This window comes from Streptomonospora nanhaiensis (assembly GCF_026642255.1).
Classification (GTDB): domain Bacteria; phylum Actinomycetota; class Actinomycetes; order Streptosporangiales; family Streptosporangiaceae; genus Nocardiopsis; species Nocardiopsis tropica.
This window is the reverse complement of the sequence record NZ_CP113264.1, coordinates 6,361,917-6,378,147: the sequence shown is the minus strand read 5'-3', so window position 1 is coordinate 6,378,147 and position 16,231 is coordinate 6,361,917. Positions and strand designations below refer to the sequence as shown.

Here is a 16,231-nt window from a genome sequence, read left to right as displayed (position 1 = left end):
CCCCTCTCAGCCCTCGACCAGCGGACCGTAGGCGTCCGGGCGGCGGTCCCGGTAGAACGCCCACTGCTGCCGGACCCGGTCGACCAGGTCGAGGTCGAGGTCGCGGACGACCAGCTCCGGTGAGGTGTCCGAGGCGACATCGCCGACGAACTGCCCGCGCGGGTCGACGAAGTAGCTGGTTCCGTAGAAGTCGTTGTCGCCGTACTCCTCCACGCCCACGCGGTTGATGGCGGCGACGAAGTACGCGTTGGCCACCGCGGCGGCCGGCTGTTCGAGCTTCCACAGGTGGCCGGAGAGGCCGCGGCTGGTCGCGGACGGGTTGTACACCAGCTGCGCCCCGGCCAGGCCGAGCGCCCGCCATCCCTCCGGGAAGTGGCGGTCGTAGCAGATGTAGACCCCGACGCGGCCGACGGCGGTGTCGAACACGGGCCAGCCGAGGTTGCCGGGACGGAAGTAGTACTTCTCCCAGAAGCCCTCGACCTGCGGGATGTGGTGCTTGCGGTACTTGCCGAGGTAGGAGCCGTCCGCGTCGACGACGGCGGCGGTGTTGTAGTAGAAGCCGGGCTTCTCGACCTCGAAGACCGGCAGCACCATCACGGTGCCCAGCTCCCGGGCCAGGGCCGCGAACCGGGTGACGGTGGGGCCGTCGGGGACGGGCTCCGCCCAGCGGTGGTGCTCCGCCTCCTGCACCTGGCAGAAGTAGGGCGCGTTGAACACCTCCTGGAAACCGATGATCCGGGCGCCCTGCGCCGCCGCGTCGCGCGCGTACTCCTCGTGGGCCGCGAGCACGGACTCGGTGTCGCCCGTCCATTCCGTCTGGACGAGCGCGGCGCGGACGTTGTGCGGCATGGTTCCCTCGCTCCTCGGCTGGTGGGCCCGCGTACTCCCTGCTCGCGCCGGTGGTCGTGCGGTGGGCGCGGCGGGCGGTGCGCGTGAGAGTCGCACCTTAGAGAAGAGGGGAACGGGGGGTCAACGTTCGACATCCCCGTTCATGTGATAAGTCGGTGTTTCCGTTTTTCTCATCGTGCACAACAGGGGCGTAATGGCATTTCCGGGTGAAAACAATTCGGAGGAAAACACAGGTTTCGCGCCGTTTTCCCGAGAAATTTCAGGGAACCGCACATGTCTCCGGCGGACACGGCGAGGGGCCGCCGGAAGGGATTCCGACGGCCCCGTTCACGCTCGGCCCCGTACCCGGGGGGAGGGTGCGGGTCAGGGACTGAGCTCGACCTCGATCTCGTCCCCGCCGTACGTCTCCGAGCTCAGCCCGATGTGGGTGATGTCGGCGGCCGCGGGCACGTCGAAGACGATGCTCAGGCTCACCGGGGTGCCGTCGCTGGGCAGCTCGCTCCACATGGAGTCGCCGAGCGTGCCGGTGGCGTCGTAGTCCTCCTCGAACTGCTCGCCGGAGGACGTGTACAGGTGCTGCTCGTCGCGCCAGAACGTGTCGGTGCCGGCGTAGGCCACGTCGAGGTGCACGATGACGTACTCGCCGTCGGCGGTGTAACCGCCGACCTCGTCGGTGACCTCGGTGCCGGTGATCGTGTAGAGGATGCCGTTGTGCTCGACGGTCTCGCCGGTACCGCCGCCGGACTCGCCCGAGCCCTCGCTGGGGCTCTCGGTCGTGACCGTCGTGGAGGTGCCGCCCGACTCGTCCCTGTCGTTGAAGACGAAGGCGATGAGCACCACGAGGATGACGCCGATGACGAACAGGCCGCCGCAGCCCAGGCCGACCCACAGCCACGGGGAGCTCTTCTTCGGCCCCTGCGGGCCGGGGCCGTAGGGGGGCTGGGGGCCGCCGGGGCCGTAGGGCCCGCCCGGTCCGCCGGGGTGGCCGTACGGGCCTCCGCCGGGAGGGCCGTAGGGGTCGCCGCCGGGGGGACCGTACGGGTCGCCGCCGGGAGGGCTGTAGGGTCCGGACGGGTCACCGCCGGGGGGACCGTAGGGGTCACCCCCGGGAGGGCCGTAGGGCCCGGAGGGGTAGCCGTCGGACGGGCCGCCGGGGCCGTAGGGCCCACCCGGCGGGGGAGGGCCCATGGGCGGCTGGCCACCGGTCGGAGGTCCCTGGTACGGGCCGTTCGGGGGAGGAGGCTGACTCATGGAGGTCCTGGCTTTCTGCTGCGGGCGGGTCGGGAGGCGGCCGGGCCGTCTTGCCCGTGCTGAGTGTGACGCCGGCCGGAGGCCGACAGTTCCAGACGCGTTCGACTGCCTACTGTGGGGGCATGGCACGACTTCTCATCGTTCACCACACGGTCTCACCCGCCACCCGGGAGATGTTGGGGGCCGTGCTCGACGGTGCCCGCGACGACGATATCGAAGGGGTGGAGGTGCGGTCGAAGGCGGCACTGTCCGCGACCGTCAGCGACCTGCTCGGGGCCGACGCGCTGGTCCTGGGGACCCCGGCCAACATCGGCTACATGTCCGGTGCGCTCAAGCACTTCTTCGACACGGTGTTCTACCCGGCCCAGGGGGAGACCGAGGGGCTGCCCTACTCCCTCTACGTGCACGGGGACAACGACACCGCCGGAGCCGTCCGCGCGGTGGAGTCCATCGCGAAGGGCATCGGATGGGAGCGCCACCGGCCCCCGGTCACCGTCCACGGCAGCCCCGACGCCGCCGCCCGCGAGGCATGCTGGGAGCTGGGCGCCGTCACCGCCCTCGCCGCCCAGGAGAGGGGCTGACCCGGGGACCGGCCGCGTCCTTCCGCACGAGGGGCCGGGCCGTCCCACGCCCGGACCGGACGTGCGACGGCCGGCGGCCCGACCGGAACGCCGGACGCCCCTCCCGGCTCCTGTCGGAAAAGGGGCGGTAAGTCTGGGTAAGGGGTTGGCCTGCGCGGGGACCGGGGCGGCGTGGCGACCCCGTGGAAGCCCGCCCCCGGGACAGGATGGACCCGGTCGCGGGCCGACGTGCGAACGTCCGGTTCGGCGTCCGCCCCCGCACAGACCCACCGCGTGGCCGCCCACTGGCCCACAGTTCCAGGCCGCGCGGTGTCCACTCCACGGGAGGGCGCGCCGGGGCCGCCCCGGCCCCGCGCCCCCGGGGGGCGGCGCGGCGTCAGTAACCGCGCCAGGCGCCCTGGTGGTAGGCCATCACCCGGGGGTGCATCAGGGTCGACTCCTCGGCGTCGCTCCCGCGCCGGTCCCTCGGGAAGACCTGCGCCGCGTCCAGCAGCGGCTCGTCCAGGAACCGCAGCGGGGGAGCGTCGTCCGGCACGTCCAGCTCGGGCGCCGGCCCCACGGCCGCCAGGTAGAACCCCCAGTTCCCGAAACTCGGCACGTCCACGTTGTACGGGGTGGTCGAGAACCCCGCCTCCTCCAGCGAGCGGTCCACGCTCCAGAAGGCGTCGGGCGCGAAGAACGGCGAACCCGCCTGCACCACCAGGCGGCCGTCGTCGGCGAGGGCGTGCCGCAGGAGCGAGTAGAACTCCACCGAGTACAGCTTGGACGTGGAGGTGTCGTCGCCGTCCGGCAGGTCGGCGACGACCACGTCGAAGCCCTCCCCGTTCTCCCGCAGCCACTGGAAGGCGTCGGTGTTGACCACCTCCACCCTCGGGTCCTCGAACGAGTCCCCGTTCAGCTCCGTGATCACCGGGTCCGTGGACGCCAGCTCGATCACCGCCGGGTCCAGGTCCACCAGCGTCACCGAGGACACGTCGTCGTAGGCCAGGACCTCCCGCAGGGCGAGGCCGTCCCCGCCCCCCAGGACCAGCACGTTCCCGTGCGGGCCGTCCATCGCGGGGTGGATCAGCGACTCGTGGTAGCGGTACTCGTCCAGGGTCGAGAACTGGAGGCTCCCGTTGAGGAACATGCGCACGTCCTCGCCGTCCAGAGAGCGCGTGAGCACGATCTCCTGGTACTCGGAGCGCTCCGCGTGCACGATCGGGTCCCGGTACAGCGCCTGGCGGGCGTCCACCTCGAACCGGTCGGCGTACATGTAGGCCAGGCCGAGCACCGCGATGATGGCGGCCAGGCCGAGGCCCAGCCCCGCGTAGGCGCGCCGGGTCAGCTCCGAGCGGAACAGCCAGAGCACCACCGCGACGCCCACCACCGCGTTCAGCGCCCCCACCACCAGCGCGCCCCGGGGCAGGCCCAGCAGGGGCAGCAGCAGGAACGGGAAGGCCAGCCCGCCGATCAGTCCGCCCACGTAGTCGGCCGCGAACAGGTCCGCGACCGCCTCCGAGGCCTCCTGCCTGCGGATCCTCTGGATCAGCGTCATCAGCAGGGGGATCTCCATGCCGATGAGCAGGCCGATGACGAACGACAGCACCACCAGGGCGGGCTGGTAGGCGGAGAACCAGGCGAAGGCCCCGTACAGCAGGAGCACCGACAGGCCGCCGACCAGGGAGAGCAGGCCCTCGATCACCGCGAACGACACCGCGGGACTGGCCTGGAAGCGCTTGGACAGCAGCGACCCCACGCCCATGGCGAACACCATCACGGACAGCACCACGGAGGCCTGGGTGATGGTGTTTCCCAGCAGGTAGCTGCCGATGGCGACGAGCGCCAGCTCGTACACCAGGCCGCAGGCCGCGCAGATGAACACCGCCAGCAGTACCAGGAACCTGGCGGCCCTGGCGGGGACCGGGAGTCCTGGCCGGGCGCGGGTCGTGTTCTCAGTCAACGCGGATGCCTTCGTGTGGTGGTGGTGCGGGCGGGGCGGTGGCCGGGGTCAGGGGCCCTGCGCTCCCGGGGGCGTCAGGTGAGGGCGGCGGCCACGACGAGCGCGATCGACACGTGCGCGGTGGCGCTCACCCAGGTGGCCGGGTGCGGCTCGTCGTTGCTGATGATCTGGGCGATCTTGGCCGGGATGATGAGGTCGATCAGCAGGAACGACAGGGCCATGACGCCCAGGCCGATCACACCGTAGACCGCGGCCGAGAGCAGGCCGGCGCCCAGGCCCATCTCCGAGTCGCTGGACAGGATCGCCGACGTGACGATGATGGCCGAGCCCAGCGTGTTCGCGGACACGAGCAGCACGGCGTTGCGGTTGCGGTTCTCCCAGATCAGCTGGTGCAGCTTGCCGGGGGTGAGCAGGTCGGTGATCAGGTAGCCCGCCACGAGGATGGCGATGCCCACACCGCCGTAGGCGAGGGCTGCGAGGGAGTTGAAGAGGATCTCGTTCATGGTCCTGTCCGTGTAGGGGGTGACGTCGTCGGGTTGTCGGTCGCGGGGCTCCCGGGGGCGCGGGGACTACTTGCCGAAGCTGCTGCCGCCGCCGCGGTAGCTGCTGCCGCTGCCGTTGTCGTTCCGGTAGTTGTTGCTGCCGCTGTTGTAGCTGCTGCTGTTGTCGTTCCGGTAGCCGCCGCCGGTTCCGCCGAAGAAGAAGAAACCGCCGCCGCCGCCGGAGCCCGACGAGGACCCCTCGCAGTCGTCGTCGTCATAGCCCTCCACGGCGACGACGTCGTCGTCGGGGCAGTAGTTGTTGCTGTTGTTGTTGCAGGCGCTCAGCAGGATGAGGATCAGGAGGATGACGCCGACGACGACGACCACCGTGATGATCTTGTTCCTGTTCTCGTGGGTTTCCTCGTGTGCGTTCATGGTGCGGATCTCTCCGGACTGGGGGGAGTGGTCATCGTCGAGGTGGTCGTCACCAGTTCGCCTGTCTGCGGATAGGCGTGCCAGGTGCGCCAGCCGAGGGGAGAACCGCCGAGAGGGGTCAGGTGCAGGGCGGTGATCGCCAGGGGGTCGCCGGGGAAGGCGACGAGGAGTCCGCCGGGGGAATCGGCCACCTCGCGGTGGAGCCGTTCCACGCGGTCGGCCAGTTCGTCGCGCGCGAGGGACTCCACGAGGGAGTCGAAACGGTAGCCGCCCCGGTCCGGGCGTTCCGCGCGTCCGGGGAGCCCGCCCGGCAGGCCGGGCAGGCAGGCGACCGTCTCCACCAGGGCTCCTCCGCCGGAATCCGGCGCGACGACGACCTGGTGCGAGGCCCCCAGCACGCGCAGTTCGACCCGGGCGCCCGCCACCCGGAGGGAGCGGGAGGCCAGCGGCTCGGTCGGCGGATGCCCCAGGGTCCAGACCAGGTCGTCCGCGCCGGTGTCGACGAAGGGGGCGCTGATGCTCGCGCGCACGTGCGGATCAGCTCCCGGGGTAGATGGTGAACGTGCCGGGGGCGACCTTGGTGCCGGTGCTGGCCTCCCAGCCGCCGTGGTCGAACCGCTCGAACGACAGGAGCCTGCCGTCCGAGGACTCGTAGTCGGCGTAGTCGAGGCCGCCCTGCGCCTTGAGGCCTGTGGTGCCCTCGGAGCGGTAGGAGCCGCTGCCCTTCTCCTGGAGGCGGTAGGTGACGCCCTCCAGCTCGATGGTCTTGCTGTGCGGGGTCAGATCCAGGTCCGGGCGTCCGGACCACAGGGCGAGCTCCACGTCCGGATCCTCCTCGACCGAGAGCCAGCGCTTGCCGCCCTCGACCTCCAGGAAGTGCTCGGACCAGACGTAGCCGCCCTCGGACAGGCGCAGGGTGCCGCGGATCCACGTCCGCTCGGCGCCCCAGTCGATCATGTCGCCGGCCTTGATGGAGCGGGGGTCCCCGGCGGCGCTGTCGCCCTGGTCGGCGAAGGGGTCCCGGGGCGCCGCAGGCGGCGGGGGCGCCGCCTGCCGCTGTTTGGAGCGCTGGAGGTAGATCAGGACGCCGGCCACGGCGGCGACGATGAGGAGGATGAACAGCAGAACGAGTTCGACGGACAAGGTTCCTCGTTTCGCGGTGGAGCGGGGTGCGGGGGCGGGTTGTCGGTTGTGCCCCGGCCGCGTCGTTCCCCGGGCGGGGCAATCCTACTGACGGGTCGGACGCCGCACAGGGGGCGCCGGTTCCTTCCGAGACCGGATCGCGACAGGTCACGACGGTGCGTGGTCGGTCCGGGACGGCGCCGGCCGCCCGCGGGGCGGGCCGCCGGGACCGGACGGCCCGTCAGGCGCGGGGGTCGCCGGTCTCCGCGGGGAGCGAGTCGTCCCCGCCCCACCGGCTCCAGGATCCCGGGTACAGGCGGGCGCCGGCGTACCCCGCGTGTTCGAGGGCCAGCAGGTCGTGGCACGCGGTGACCCCCGAACCGCAGTACGCGGTGATGGTCCTGGCGGAGTCGGCGCCCAGGGAGGCGAAGCGCTCGCGCAGGACCTCCGGTGCGGCGAGGAGGCCGTCGCCGTCCAGGTTCGCCGTCCACTCGGCGCTGCGGGCGCCCGGTACGTGCCCGGGGCGGGCGTCCACCGGCGCGGGCCGCTCGCCGGTGAAGCGGGCGTAGGCGCGGGCGTCGACGAGCAGGTCGCCGGGTTCACCGGTCTCCGCCAGGACGGTGTCGGTGTCCACCACCAGTTCGGAGGGCCAGGGCCGCGCCGTCCGGTGCACGGGCAAAGGTACGGTCTCCCCCTCCTCCAGGCCGCCGGTCCACGTCCGCATGCCTCCGTCGAGGAACGCGGCAGGGGTTCCCAGGGCGCGGAGCATCCACACCAGGCGGGCGGCCACGGAACCCCCGGCGTCGTCGTAGGCGACCACCCGGGCGGAGTCCCCGACGCCGAGGCGGCCCAGCGCCTCGGCGAAGTCCTCGGGCGAGGGCAGCGGGTGGCGGCCGACCCCGGGGCCAGCCGGGGCGGCGAGGTCGGTGTCCACGTCGGCGAAGACGGCGCCGGGCAGGTGCCCGGCGCGGTAGGCGTCACGGCCGGAACGGCCGTCGAGGTACCAGCGGGAGTCGACGAGGACCACCTGGTCGCGGTGCTCGCGGAGCCAGTCGGCCGACACGGCCACCGGGAGGGACGAGGGTTCTGACATGGGCGACAGCCTAACCGGCCGCCGCCCGCCGCACACGGAACCGGGTCCCCGTCCCGGGGGCGGGACCGGCCCGGTCAGTCCCGGTCCATGCGGTGCACCCGCAGGATCCACCACAGCCCCAGGGCCGGCAGCACGAGCGGGATGAACAGGTAGCCGCTGCCGAAGCCGGACCACACGGTGTCCTCGGGGAAGACGGACGGCCAGAACACGCTCGCCGTCCCCACCACGAGGACGCCCGCCATCTCGACGGCGCACGAGACCAGGGCGACCCGGCGCGAGGTCCGCCCCGCACGGGCCAGGCCCACCGCCGCCACCAGGTAGACGATCCCGGCGAACAGCGACAGCGCGTAGGCCGCGGGCGCCTCGTCGAACCGCGTGGCCAGCTGGTAGCTCCCGCGGGCGGTCGCGGCCAGCGCGAACACCCCGTACACGGCGACGAGGAGCCGGCCGGGGCCGGTGCGCAGGGTCTTGGCCGCGGTGGGCGCGGACGTCTCAGGCAACGGGGCTCCAGAGCTGTTCCAGGCGGACGAACAGGACGGGCAGGATCAGGCACGCGAAGGCGATCACCGCGGGGCCCCACTTGCTCCGCTCCATGAAGCCCCACACGGCGCACGCGGGCGGCAGCAGCGCCACCGTCGCCAGGTAGGACACGTACATCGCCGTCTCGGCGGGGCGGTCGCCGCCGACCATGGCGGCCACGGAGGCGCCCACCTGTCCGAGCACGAGCAGCCACAGGACGCCCATGCCGACCAGGTGGGGGACCACCATCGGCCGGTCGCGGAAGGTCGAGACGAGGCACCAGCCGGCCATCGCCAGCGACACCATCTGAATCGTCATGGTCAGCCAGTCGACCACGCCGCCTCCGCTCGCACTCCGCCGCGTCCGCCCATGTCAGCGGTCCGCACACCACACTTGTCTACGACACAGCGTAGTACTCCGGTCGGCCCCCGTGCCAACCGGGGAGCCCGAACGGGCGGGGACGCCGTGCCGGTCGGCACGACGCCCCCGCCCCGGGCGCCGATCGCTGACCACATCCGGCCGTCTCCCGCGCAACAGGCGCCCCGTGGTCGGTCCGGGGGCTACGGTTCTCCCAACAGCCGCGCACTCCCGCTCAGGGCTCGGTACCCCCGCGGCCCCCGCTCGCCGCTCTGCCCCCACAGACTCGGAGCTCCCCCATGTCCTACGGACCCTATGGACAGTCCGTCCCCCCGCCCCAGCCCCCGAAGCAGGGGATGTCCACCGGAGCGAAGATCGGCCTCGGCTGCGGCGGCTGCGCCGGCGTCCTGCTGATCCTCCTCCTCATGGCCGGCTGCGTCGCCGCCGTCACCTCGGACACCGAGGCAGACGCCCCGCCGCCCGCCGTGAGCGCCACCACCGAGGAGGCCGACGAGGCCTCGGAGGCGGAACCCGCCGAGGAGGAGCCCGCCGAGGAGACCGGCGTGACGATGACGGCCACCCACGCCGGCACCGTCGGCGACACCATCGACAGCACGACCTACACCGCGATCGACGTCGAGGTCGTCAACGACTCGGACGAGCCCGTCGACGTGAACCCGATCAACTTCACGGCCGTCCTCTCCGACGGCACCGTCGTGAGCGACTGGGCCGACACGATCTTCGCCGACATCGACCCCATCGACGCCGTCACCCTCCAGCCCGGCCAGCGGGCCTCCGGGCAGATCGCCCTCGTCGGCGAGGTCGACGTGGCCACCGTCGAGATGGGGGACATCCTCGGCCTGGGCGACCCGGTCGTCGCCGAGGTCGGGTAGGACCCGTACGGGCCCCTGCCGCGCACGCGACCGGGGCCCGTACGCCTCCGACCGGGGCGACCGCCCCCGCCCGAACGGGCGGGGACGCCAGGTCCGCAGCCCGGGCGCTTCCGCGCCGGCACGGTCAGGCCCGGGCCCCCGGCACGAAGCGCGCCCTGACGGAGCGGACCCCGACGCCCACGTACCCGCCCCGGAACCGGGGGTCGGCGGCCGCGGCCACGACCCCGGAGGCGTCCAGGCGGCTGACGCCCACGTGCGTGGGGGAGACCTCGATGCGCAGAGGCACGTACACCGGGTCCGTCGCGGACACGGGCACGGCCGGACCCGTCGCTGTCGCGATGCGGACCCCGGCGCCGTCGGCCGCCGCGTAGAGGTCGAGCGTCCCGTTCGGCCGCAGCAGGACGTTGTAGCAGTCGACGCGGCCGTGGTCGTCGTCGTGGTAGCCCACGTCCGACCCCATGCAGAACTGGACCTGCGCGGACCGGGTGGCGCTCGTCGCCTCCAGGAGGGCGACCCGCACGTCCCACGTCCACGACTCCGGCGGCGCCTCGTGGCTGAGCGAGCCGAGCACGGCAGCGGTGTAGTTCCCCGGCACCCCCGCCTCCATCCGCGCGGGCGCCAGCTCCAGGGCCGAGCCGGTGAGCACGCCCGTGACCGGGTTCACCGGTGAGGGCAGGTGGCCGTGCGGCCAGGTGCCCAGGGCGTACAGGTCCGGGCCCGGCGCGCGTCCGGCCAGGTAGAGGGGGTCGTCGGTGACGATCCCGGCCGCACCGGCCGCGAGCGCGGCGTCCCGCTCGCTGCGCCGGTTGATCGTGTAGACGAGGGGGCGCAGCCCGGCGTCGGCCGCCGCCGCGATGCGTTCGGGCGGGGCGTCCTTGCGCATCCCGTAGTAGTCGAAGCCCTGGTCGGCGAGCTCGCGGGGGTTGCTGCCGCCGGCGGTCTCGATGTACCCGGCCGGGAGCCCGGCGGCGACGGCGCGCAGCCCGGGACGCCGCTGGAACGACTGGACGATCACCGAGCCGGCCAGGTCCCAGCGGAACACGTGGTCCACGATGGCGTCGCCGACGGCGTCGAGCAGGGCCCCGGTCGGGGCGGGCGGGTACTTGGCCTCGATCAGCCAGGCGACCGGGGCACGGGCGAAGCGGGCGAACACCTCGTTGAGGGTGACGGTGGGCACGTCCGGCCACCCGGTCAGCCCGAGCCGGGACGCCGATCGGACGGGCCACCTCTTCACCGCCGTGGCGGTCAGCCCGGCCACGGGCAGGGCGACGCCGTGCGTCCGGCGCAGGGTCGTGTCGTGGCACAGGACCAGCGACCCGTCGGCGGCGAGGTGGACGTCGACCTCGATCAGGTCCGACCCGGCGTCGATCGCCGCCGCCACGGCCTCCAGGGTGTTCTCGGGGGCGGTCGACCGGGCGCCGCGGTGGGCGACGGCCAGCGGCCAGGACAGGTGGTCGATCAGCACGGGCGTCTCCTCAGGGGGTGGGGGCCGCGAACAACCTACGACGCGCGCCCCCGCGGCGGGGCGGCGGGGCGGCGGGGCGCACGGGCGGGGCGCCTTCCCCGCAGCCCACGACGCCCGCGGCGCGACCGGCCCGCGGCGCGACCGGCCGCCGGGCACGGCGGACCGCGGAGCGGACCCGGGGCCGGACCGGCGGGCCCCAGGAGCGGGGCGCGGCAGTGGAGAACCTCACAGGGGCGGGCGGCATCGAACACCGTGCCGCACCGTGTCCGCCACCGGGGTCCGGCCGGATACGTCCGGGGCGCCGGGGCTCCCGCCCGCGTCCGTGTCCGGAACCGGACGGGCCGGGCAGGGGAGCAGCGCGAACGCGATGCGGTCATGTCGGATATTGTCCTCGCAGCCGCACGTGTTCACCCGACGGTGCACGGTGTAGGCGGCGCTTCCCCTTCCACCGCATCGTGCACGAGAGCCGGAGTACCCCCGTGTCCTATCCCCAGTACCCCTCGGGCCCTCAGCAGCCGCCCTACGGCGGCCAGCCTCCCTACGGAGGCCCCACCGGCGGCCAACCTCCCTACGGAGGCCCCACCGGGGGTCAGCCCCCCTACGGCGGGCCCCCCGGCGGTCAGCCGCCCTACGGTGGCCAGCCGCCCTACGACATGCCCCCCGGCGGCCAGCCCCCCTACGGCGAGCCGCCCAAGAAGGGCATGTCCACCGGCGCCAAGGTCGGCATCGGGGTCGGCGGCTGTCTCGGCGTGGTGATCATCGCCATCGTGCTCATCGTCATCGTCGCCTCCCTGTCGGGGGGCGACGAACCGGTCACGCAGCCCACCACGTCCTCCTCCCCGGAGGAGTCGGCGGGCGAGACCGAGTCCCAGCCGACCGAGGAGGAGGCTCCCGTCGAGCAGGGCGGCATCACCGCCAGCGCCACGCAGAGCGGCACCGCCGGCGACGTCATCGACGACACCACCTACACCGTGGTGGACGTCGAGATCACCAACGACTCGTCCGAGGCCCTGGACGTCAACCCGATCTACTTCACCTTCGTGCTGGACGACGGCACGGAGCGCTCCGACTGGGCCGAGACGATCTTCGCCGACATCACCCAGATGGAAGCCGTGTCCGTCGCTCCCGGGGACAGCATCTCCGGGCAGCTCGCCACGGTGGGCGAGGTGACCGTCACCGAGCTCCGGTTCGACCCGAGCTTCGGGATGGAGGAGCCGATCGTCATCCCGGTCGGCTGACCCGACCGGACGAACGGCGGAACGCCCCGGACGCGCCCGAGCGCGGCCGGGGCGTTCCCGTGTCCCGGTGCTCCGGGACGGGCGCCGAGGGGGCGTCGGGGACGGTCCCTCGCCCGCCGGGAACCGGACGGGACCGGAAAGACCGGGCCGGGGCCGATCCGGCGCCGGCGGCGGTCACGGACGCCTCTCCCCACGGACCGGCGCGGCCCGGAGCCGCAGGCCTCCGGGCCGCGCCCGGCCCCGGGGGAGTCCACGGGCTACTTGGGCCAGTAGAAGACCTCGGCGGTGGCCGACGTGACCTGCGCGCTCGCGTCCCCGAACTGCGCGACCCGCACCCGCACACGCCTGCCCTTGGCGAGGTTGCCCTTCCAGGCGTAGGTGAAGTGCCCGTTCCCCGCAGCCTGCACCGGACTCTCGATGGGGCGGTTGCGGGCCACCTTCCAGCCGCCGCTGCCGTCGGACTCGTACTCCGTGGCGCGCAACTGCACCTCGGTCCCCGAGGCCAGCCCCTGGAGGGTGACGCCCACGGAGAGGTCGTAGAGCGCCCCGTCCGGCTCGTCCGGTCCCACGAGGGCGTACAGGTCGCCCCGGTGGCCGTCGTGTCGGCGGTCGAACTTGAGGCTGGCCCACGTGCCGGGTGTCAGCTCCTGTGCGTCGTCCTTCTCGAACCTGCGATGTCTGGGCACGTCATCTCCCTCGGTTTCGTCGGGCTTCTTGGCGAAGGTTCCGTCCTTGACGAGCTTGTAGGCCCTGTCCCCGGGACACGAGGTGGAGATGAAGTCGCGGTGGCCGAGCACCTTGCCGGAGATGGAGGTGTCCGGTTCCATCAGCCACTGGCGCAGCTGGCGGACGGCGTTGATCTGCTCGGGCGTGACGGGGTCCTTCGGGCCCGTGGCCAGGGTCACCGAGTAGTGGGAGGTGTTGCCCCCGGGCTGCGCGGCCTGGGTGCGGTACAGACCGCGGCCTTCCAGGACATATCCGTGCGCACACGCCATGAACGAGTTCCCGGTGAAGTACACCGTGCCCGCCCGTCGGGCGAGCCAGGTACCGTTCGGCGTGGTCGGGCACCAGATGCGACCGTCGTAGGGTTCCTTCGTGATGGAGAAGGCCGACTTCCGCGTTTGCGCGGCCTTGGGCGCGAAGTGGGTCTTGCGCCTCAGTTCGACCTTCCACATGTCGTACTTCGTCGACGGCGTCGGCGGGCGCCTTCGCAACGACGTCGCATATCCCGCCAGGATCACGGCGAACTGGAAGGCCTCCGCCGCCTCCCGGCTCTTCTGGCTGAGGGCCTGTGCGTCGACGGTTCGGCTGTTGTGGCCGTCGGCCAGCAGGGAGGCCTCGATGAACAGGCCGAGCTGAGCCCGTGTGAGGGACCGGAGAAATCCGTATCCGGGAACACGTCCGGGCGCGTGGTCGAGAAGCACCCGACCCGCGTCCACCGAGAGATGGAACTCCACGAGGTGCCGGTTGACTGCTTCCCGCCACCGGGGGACCCCGTCCGCAGCAGTCCCGGAGCGGGGGAAGCCGTCACACGCGGGGCCGAAGAGAGCATGCAGCGCTCCCCTGATCCTGGCCACGTTCTCCGGGTTCTTCTGCTCGGACTGGTAGATGACCACGCCCGTGCTGGGAACGCGGCTCCGGCTCTGCGGCTCGATGTGCCCTTCGGTCCAGAACCACGCCACCAGTTCCACCAGGGCGTCCGACCACTTGGGCTCGGTCGGGAGAGTGACGCACGGAGCGGACAGGGGGATGCGGTCCGCGTACTTCAGGGTCCCGGTGGTCGCCCAGACGCGTTCGCGTCCCTGCTGCGTGCGCTCCGCACGCCCTGTCGCCGCCCATCGACCATCGGCCGACTTCTGGCGTTGCGTCCCTGTGCGGCGATAGAACCGCTCAACAGGCCACCGGTGCTGGGCTGTGGTCAGGGAGGAGTGGCTGTGCCCCTCCATCCTGATCAGCTCGCGCGGTACCGCGGGGAAGACGTTCAGCGCCAGCAGCGGCTGCCACTGGGACATGCCCGTCTCATGGTCGAGGGTGAGGACCACATCGCCTTCGGCGATCTCGTGGAATGTCTTCCAGCCCTCTTCTGTGAAGATCTCCGTCTTTTCGTCGACGCAGTATCCGATGTCGGCCCAGCCGCGGGAGGGGCCGGTGTGGAACTTGCGGGTGTTGCGCCAGTATGTGACACACGCCTCGTGCTTCTTGTCGGCGAGGCCCTGGTCGGCGCTGTCGTAGTGGATGACCAGTCCGGATCGGGGGTTGGCCCTCTCGGCGGGGGAGGATCCCCAGCCGAGGTCGGACCGGGACACGTACTTGCTCGGTCGAGGCATGCACCCCATTGTTGCAAGCCGACACTCCGAAGGGTAGTGAAACGATGACATCGGGTTGAAATCGGCTTACCTGGAACGCCAGGTGTGGCGCTGTCCGCCCCATGGGCCCCACCTGCGACACGATGGTGGCCGATCGACCCCTCTGGAGGTAGCCGGTGCACTCAGCACACACCGTCAGCGTCGTCCGCGAAGCCGAGCGCGCGCTCATGGCGCGCGTTCCCGAGGGGGCCCTGATGCGCCGGGCCGCGGCCGGGCTCGCGGCCGAGTGCGCCGGGCTCCTGCCCCGGGTCTACGGGGCGGGGGTGGTGCTCCTGGTCGGCGGCGGCGACAACGGGGGCGACGCCCTGTACGCGGGCGCGCTCCTCGCCTCGCGGGGCGCGTCGGTGCGCGCGCTGGCGGCCGGGCGGACCGTCCACGAGGGCGGCGCCGACGCCCTGCGCGCCGCGGGCGGGCGGATCCTGCCGTTCGCGGGCGGCGCGGCCGAGGAGGCCGCCCTGTTCGACGCCGACCTGGTCGTCGACGGGCTCGTCGGCATCGGCGGGCGCGGCGGACTGCGCGAGCCGCACGCCGCCCTGGCGGTGCTCGCCTCGAACGCCCCCGCCCGGGTGGTCGCCGTCGACGTGCCCAGCGGGGTGGACGCGGACACGGGGGAGGTGGCCGGGCCCGCGGTCCGGGCGGACACCACCGTCACGTTCGGCACCCACAAGCCGGGCCTGTTCGTCGACCCCGGGGCGGAGCGGGCGGGCCGCGTCCGGCTGGTGGACATCGGGCTGGGGCCGGAGCTGCCCGGTCCCGCGCTGGTCCGTCCACAGGCTGTGGACATCGCCGCGCTCCTCCCGGCCCCCGGCGCGGAGCAGGACAAGTACCGGCGGGGCGTCCTCGGCGTCCGCGCCGGCTCCGACCCCTACCGGGGCGCGGCGGTCCTGTGCGTGGGCGGCGCGCTGCGCACCGGCGTCGGGATGGTCCGCTTCGGCGGGGGGAGGGGCGTGGCCGACCAGGTGATCGGCCGCTGGCCGGAGGCCGTCGCCGACCTCCGCGACCCGCAGAGCAGCACCGACCTGTCCCCGGGCCGGGTGGCCGCCGTGGTCATCGGCCCCGGGCGCGGCACCCACCCGGCCAACGCCGACGAGCTCAGGGCGGTCCTGGACAGCGAGGTCCCGGTGCTGGTCGACGCGGACGGGCTGACCCTGCTCACCGGGGGCGGGGGCGGTCCGCTCTCCGCGCTGCTCCGCGAACGGGCGCCGCAGACGCTCCTGACCCCGCACGCGGGCGAGCTCTCACGGCTGCTCGACGTGGACCGGGTCGACGTGGAGGCCCGCCGCCTGGAGCACGCGGCGCGCGCCGCCGACCGGTTCGGTTGCACGGTCCTTCTCAAGGGCTCCACCACCGTGATCGCGCACCCGGGCGCCCCCGCGGTCGCCAACCCGACGGGGACGCCGCTGCTGGCCACCGCGGGGACCGGTGACGTGCTGTCGGGGGCGGTCGGCGCGCTCATGGCGTCCGGACTGCCCGCGCGCGAGGCCGCGACGTGCGGCGCCTACCTGCACGGACGCGCCGCCTCGCTGGCCCGCGGCGGTGCGCCGATCAGCGCGTCCGACCTGCTGGACGCGCTACCGCTCGCGGTGGCCGAGGTCGCCCGGGGCCGCGCCGTGTGACGGGGCCCGCCGGGTCGGCCCG

The 16,231-nt window shown here is 73.0% G+C and carries 16 protein-coding genes; 4 read left to right on the top strand and 12 right to left on the bottom strand.

Annotation, left to right across the window (positions count from 1 at the left end; translation table 11 throughout):
• Positions 1 to 6: 6 nt before the first annotated feature.
• Together OUQ99_RS27385 and OUQ99_RS27380 are read right to left on the bottom strand one after the other, a co-directional pair.
• Positions 7 to 849: a nitrilase-related carbon-nitrogen hydrolase gene (locus OUQ99_RS27385; protein WP_267946652.1), complete on the bottom strand. Its 843-nt coding sequence runs from the start codon at positions 847 to 849 to the stop codon at positions 7 to 9.
• Between the two features lie 363 nt (positions 850 to 1,212).
• Positions 1,213 to 2,100 carry a hypothetical protein gene (locus tag OUQ99_RS27380; protein WP_267946651.1) on the bottom strand — a complete coding sequence of 296 codons (888 nt, stop codon included), beginning with the start codon at positions 2,098 to 2,100 and terminating at the stop codon, positions 1,213 to 1,215.
• Positions 2,101 to 2,222: 122 nt separating this feature from the next.
• Between OUQ99_RS27380 and OUQ99_RS27375 the strand changes: the two genes are divergently transcribed.
• Positions 2,223 to 2,681, top strand: a complete 459-nt coding sequence (locus OUQ99_RS27375; protein WP_267946650.1) for a flavodoxin family protein — start codon at positions 2,223 to 2,225, stop codon at positions 2,679 to 2,681.
• A 376-nt stretch (positions 2,682 to 3,057) separates the two neighbouring features.
• On the opposite strand, the gene OUQ99_RS27370 is transcribed toward OUQ99_RS27375, so the two are convergent.
• The 8 genes from OUQ99_RS27370 to OUQ99_RS27335 form a co-directional block, all read right to left on the bottom strand.
• On the bottom strand, positions 3,058 to 4,623 hold the full coding sequence (locus tag OUQ99_RS27370) for a polyamine aminopropyltransferase (RefSeq protein WP_267946649.1): 1,566 nt from the start codon (positions 4,621 to 4,623) through the stop codon (positions 3,058 to 3,060).
• Between the two features lie 74 nt (positions 4,624 to 4,697).
• A complete protein-coding gene (locus tag OUQ99_RS27365; protein WP_267946648.1) occupies positions 4,698 to 5,126 on the bottom strand; it encodes a DUF350 domain-containing protein in 429 nt (142 codons plus the stop codon).
• 66 nt (positions 5,127 to 5,192) lie between these two features.
• Positions 5,193 to 5,540: a hypothetical protein gene (locus tag OUQ99_RS27360; RefSeq protein ID WP_267946647.1), complete on the bottom strand. Its 348-nt coding sequence runs from the start codon at positions 5,538 to 5,540 to the stop codon at positions 5,193 to 5,195.
• Entirely contained in the window at positions 5,537 to 6,070 is a 534-nt protein-coding gene (locus OUQ99_RS27355; protein ID WP_267946646.1) for a DUF2617 family protein, read from the bottom strand. Before OUQ99_RS27355 ends, OUQ99_RS27360 begins: the two co-directional genes overlap by 4 nt.
• Positions 6,071 to 6,077: 7 nt before the next feature.
• Positions 6,078 to 6,683, bottom strand: coding sequence for a DUF4178 domain-containing protein (locus OUQ99_RS27350; RefSeq protein WP_267946645.1), 606 nt, complete (start codon positions 6,681 to 6,683; stop codon positions 6,078 to 6,080).
• A 220-nt stretch (positions 6,684 to 6,903) separates the two neighbouring features.
• The gene (locus tag OUQ99_RS27345; RefSeq protein WP_267946644.1) at positions 6,904 to 7,755 is read right to left on the bottom strand and encodes a sulfurtransferase; all 852 of its coding nucleotides are present in this window, start codon (positions 7,753 to 7,755) and stop codon (positions 6,904 to 6,906) included.
• Between the two features lie 74 nt (positions 7,756 to 7,829).
• Positions 7,830 to 8,255, bottom strand: a complete 426-nt coding sequence (locus OUQ99_RS27340) for a hypothetical protein (RefSeq protein WP_267946643.1) — start codon at positions 8,253 to 8,255, stop codon at positions 7,830 to 7,832.
• Positions 8,248 to 8,610: a hypothetical protein gene (locus OUQ99_RS27335; RefSeq protein WP_267946642.1), complete on the bottom strand. Its 363-nt coding sequence runs from the start codon at positions 8,608 to 8,610 to the stop codon at positions 8,248 to 8,250. Before OUQ99_RS27335 ends, OUQ99_RS27340 begins: the two co-directional genes overlap by 8 nt.
• Positions 8,611 to 8,987: 377 nt before the next feature.
• Here OUQ99_RS27335 and OUQ99_RS27330 point away from each other — a divergent pair, with 377 nt between their 5' ends.
• Positions 8,988 to 9,524 carry a DUF4352 domain-containing protein gene (locus tag OUQ99_RS27330; RefSeq protein ID WP_267946641.1) on the top strand — a complete coding sequence of 179 codons (537 nt, stop codon included), beginning with the start codon at positions 8,988 to 8,990 and terminating at the stop codon, positions 9,522 to 9,524.
• 124 nt (positions 9,525 to 9,648) lie between these two features.
• On the opposite strand, the gene OUQ99_RS27325 is transcribed toward OUQ99_RS27330, so the two are convergent.
• A complete protein-coding gene (locus tag OUQ99_RS27325; RefSeq protein ID WP_267946640.1) occupies positions 9,649 to 10,989 on the bottom strand; it encodes a glycerophosphodiester phosphodiesterase in 1,341 nt (446 codons plus the stop codon).
• A gap of 479 nt (positions 10,990 to 11,468) precedes the next feature.
• On the opposite strand from OUQ99_RS27325, the gene OUQ99_RS27320 reads away from it, so the two are divergent.
• On the top strand, positions 11,469 to 12,227 hold the full coding sequence (locus tag OUQ99_RS27320; protein WP_267946639.1) for a hypothetical protein: 759 nt from the start codon (positions 11,469 to 11,471) through the stop codon (positions 12,225 to 12,227).
• Between the two features lie 257 nt (positions 12,228 to 12,484).
• Here OUQ99_RS27320 and OUQ99_RS27315 read toward each other — a convergent pair whose 3' ends face one another.
• Positions 12,485 to 14,554: a hypothetical protein gene (locus OUQ99_RS27315; RefSeq protein ID WP_346660220.1), complete on the bottom strand. Its 2,070-nt coding sequence runs from the start codon at positions 14,552 to 14,554 to the stop codon at positions 12,485 to 12,487.
• Positions 14,555 to 14,709: 155 nt separating this feature from the next.
• On the opposite strand from OUQ99_RS27315, the gene OUQ99_RS27310 reads away from it, so the two are divergent.
• Positions 14,710 to 16,209, top strand: coding sequence for an NAD(P)H-hydrate dehydratase (locus OUQ99_RS27310; protein ID WP_267946638.1), 1,500 nt, complete (start codon positions 14,710 to 14,712; stop codon positions 16,207 to 16,209).
• Positions 16,210 to 16,231 lie beyond the last annotated feature (22 nt).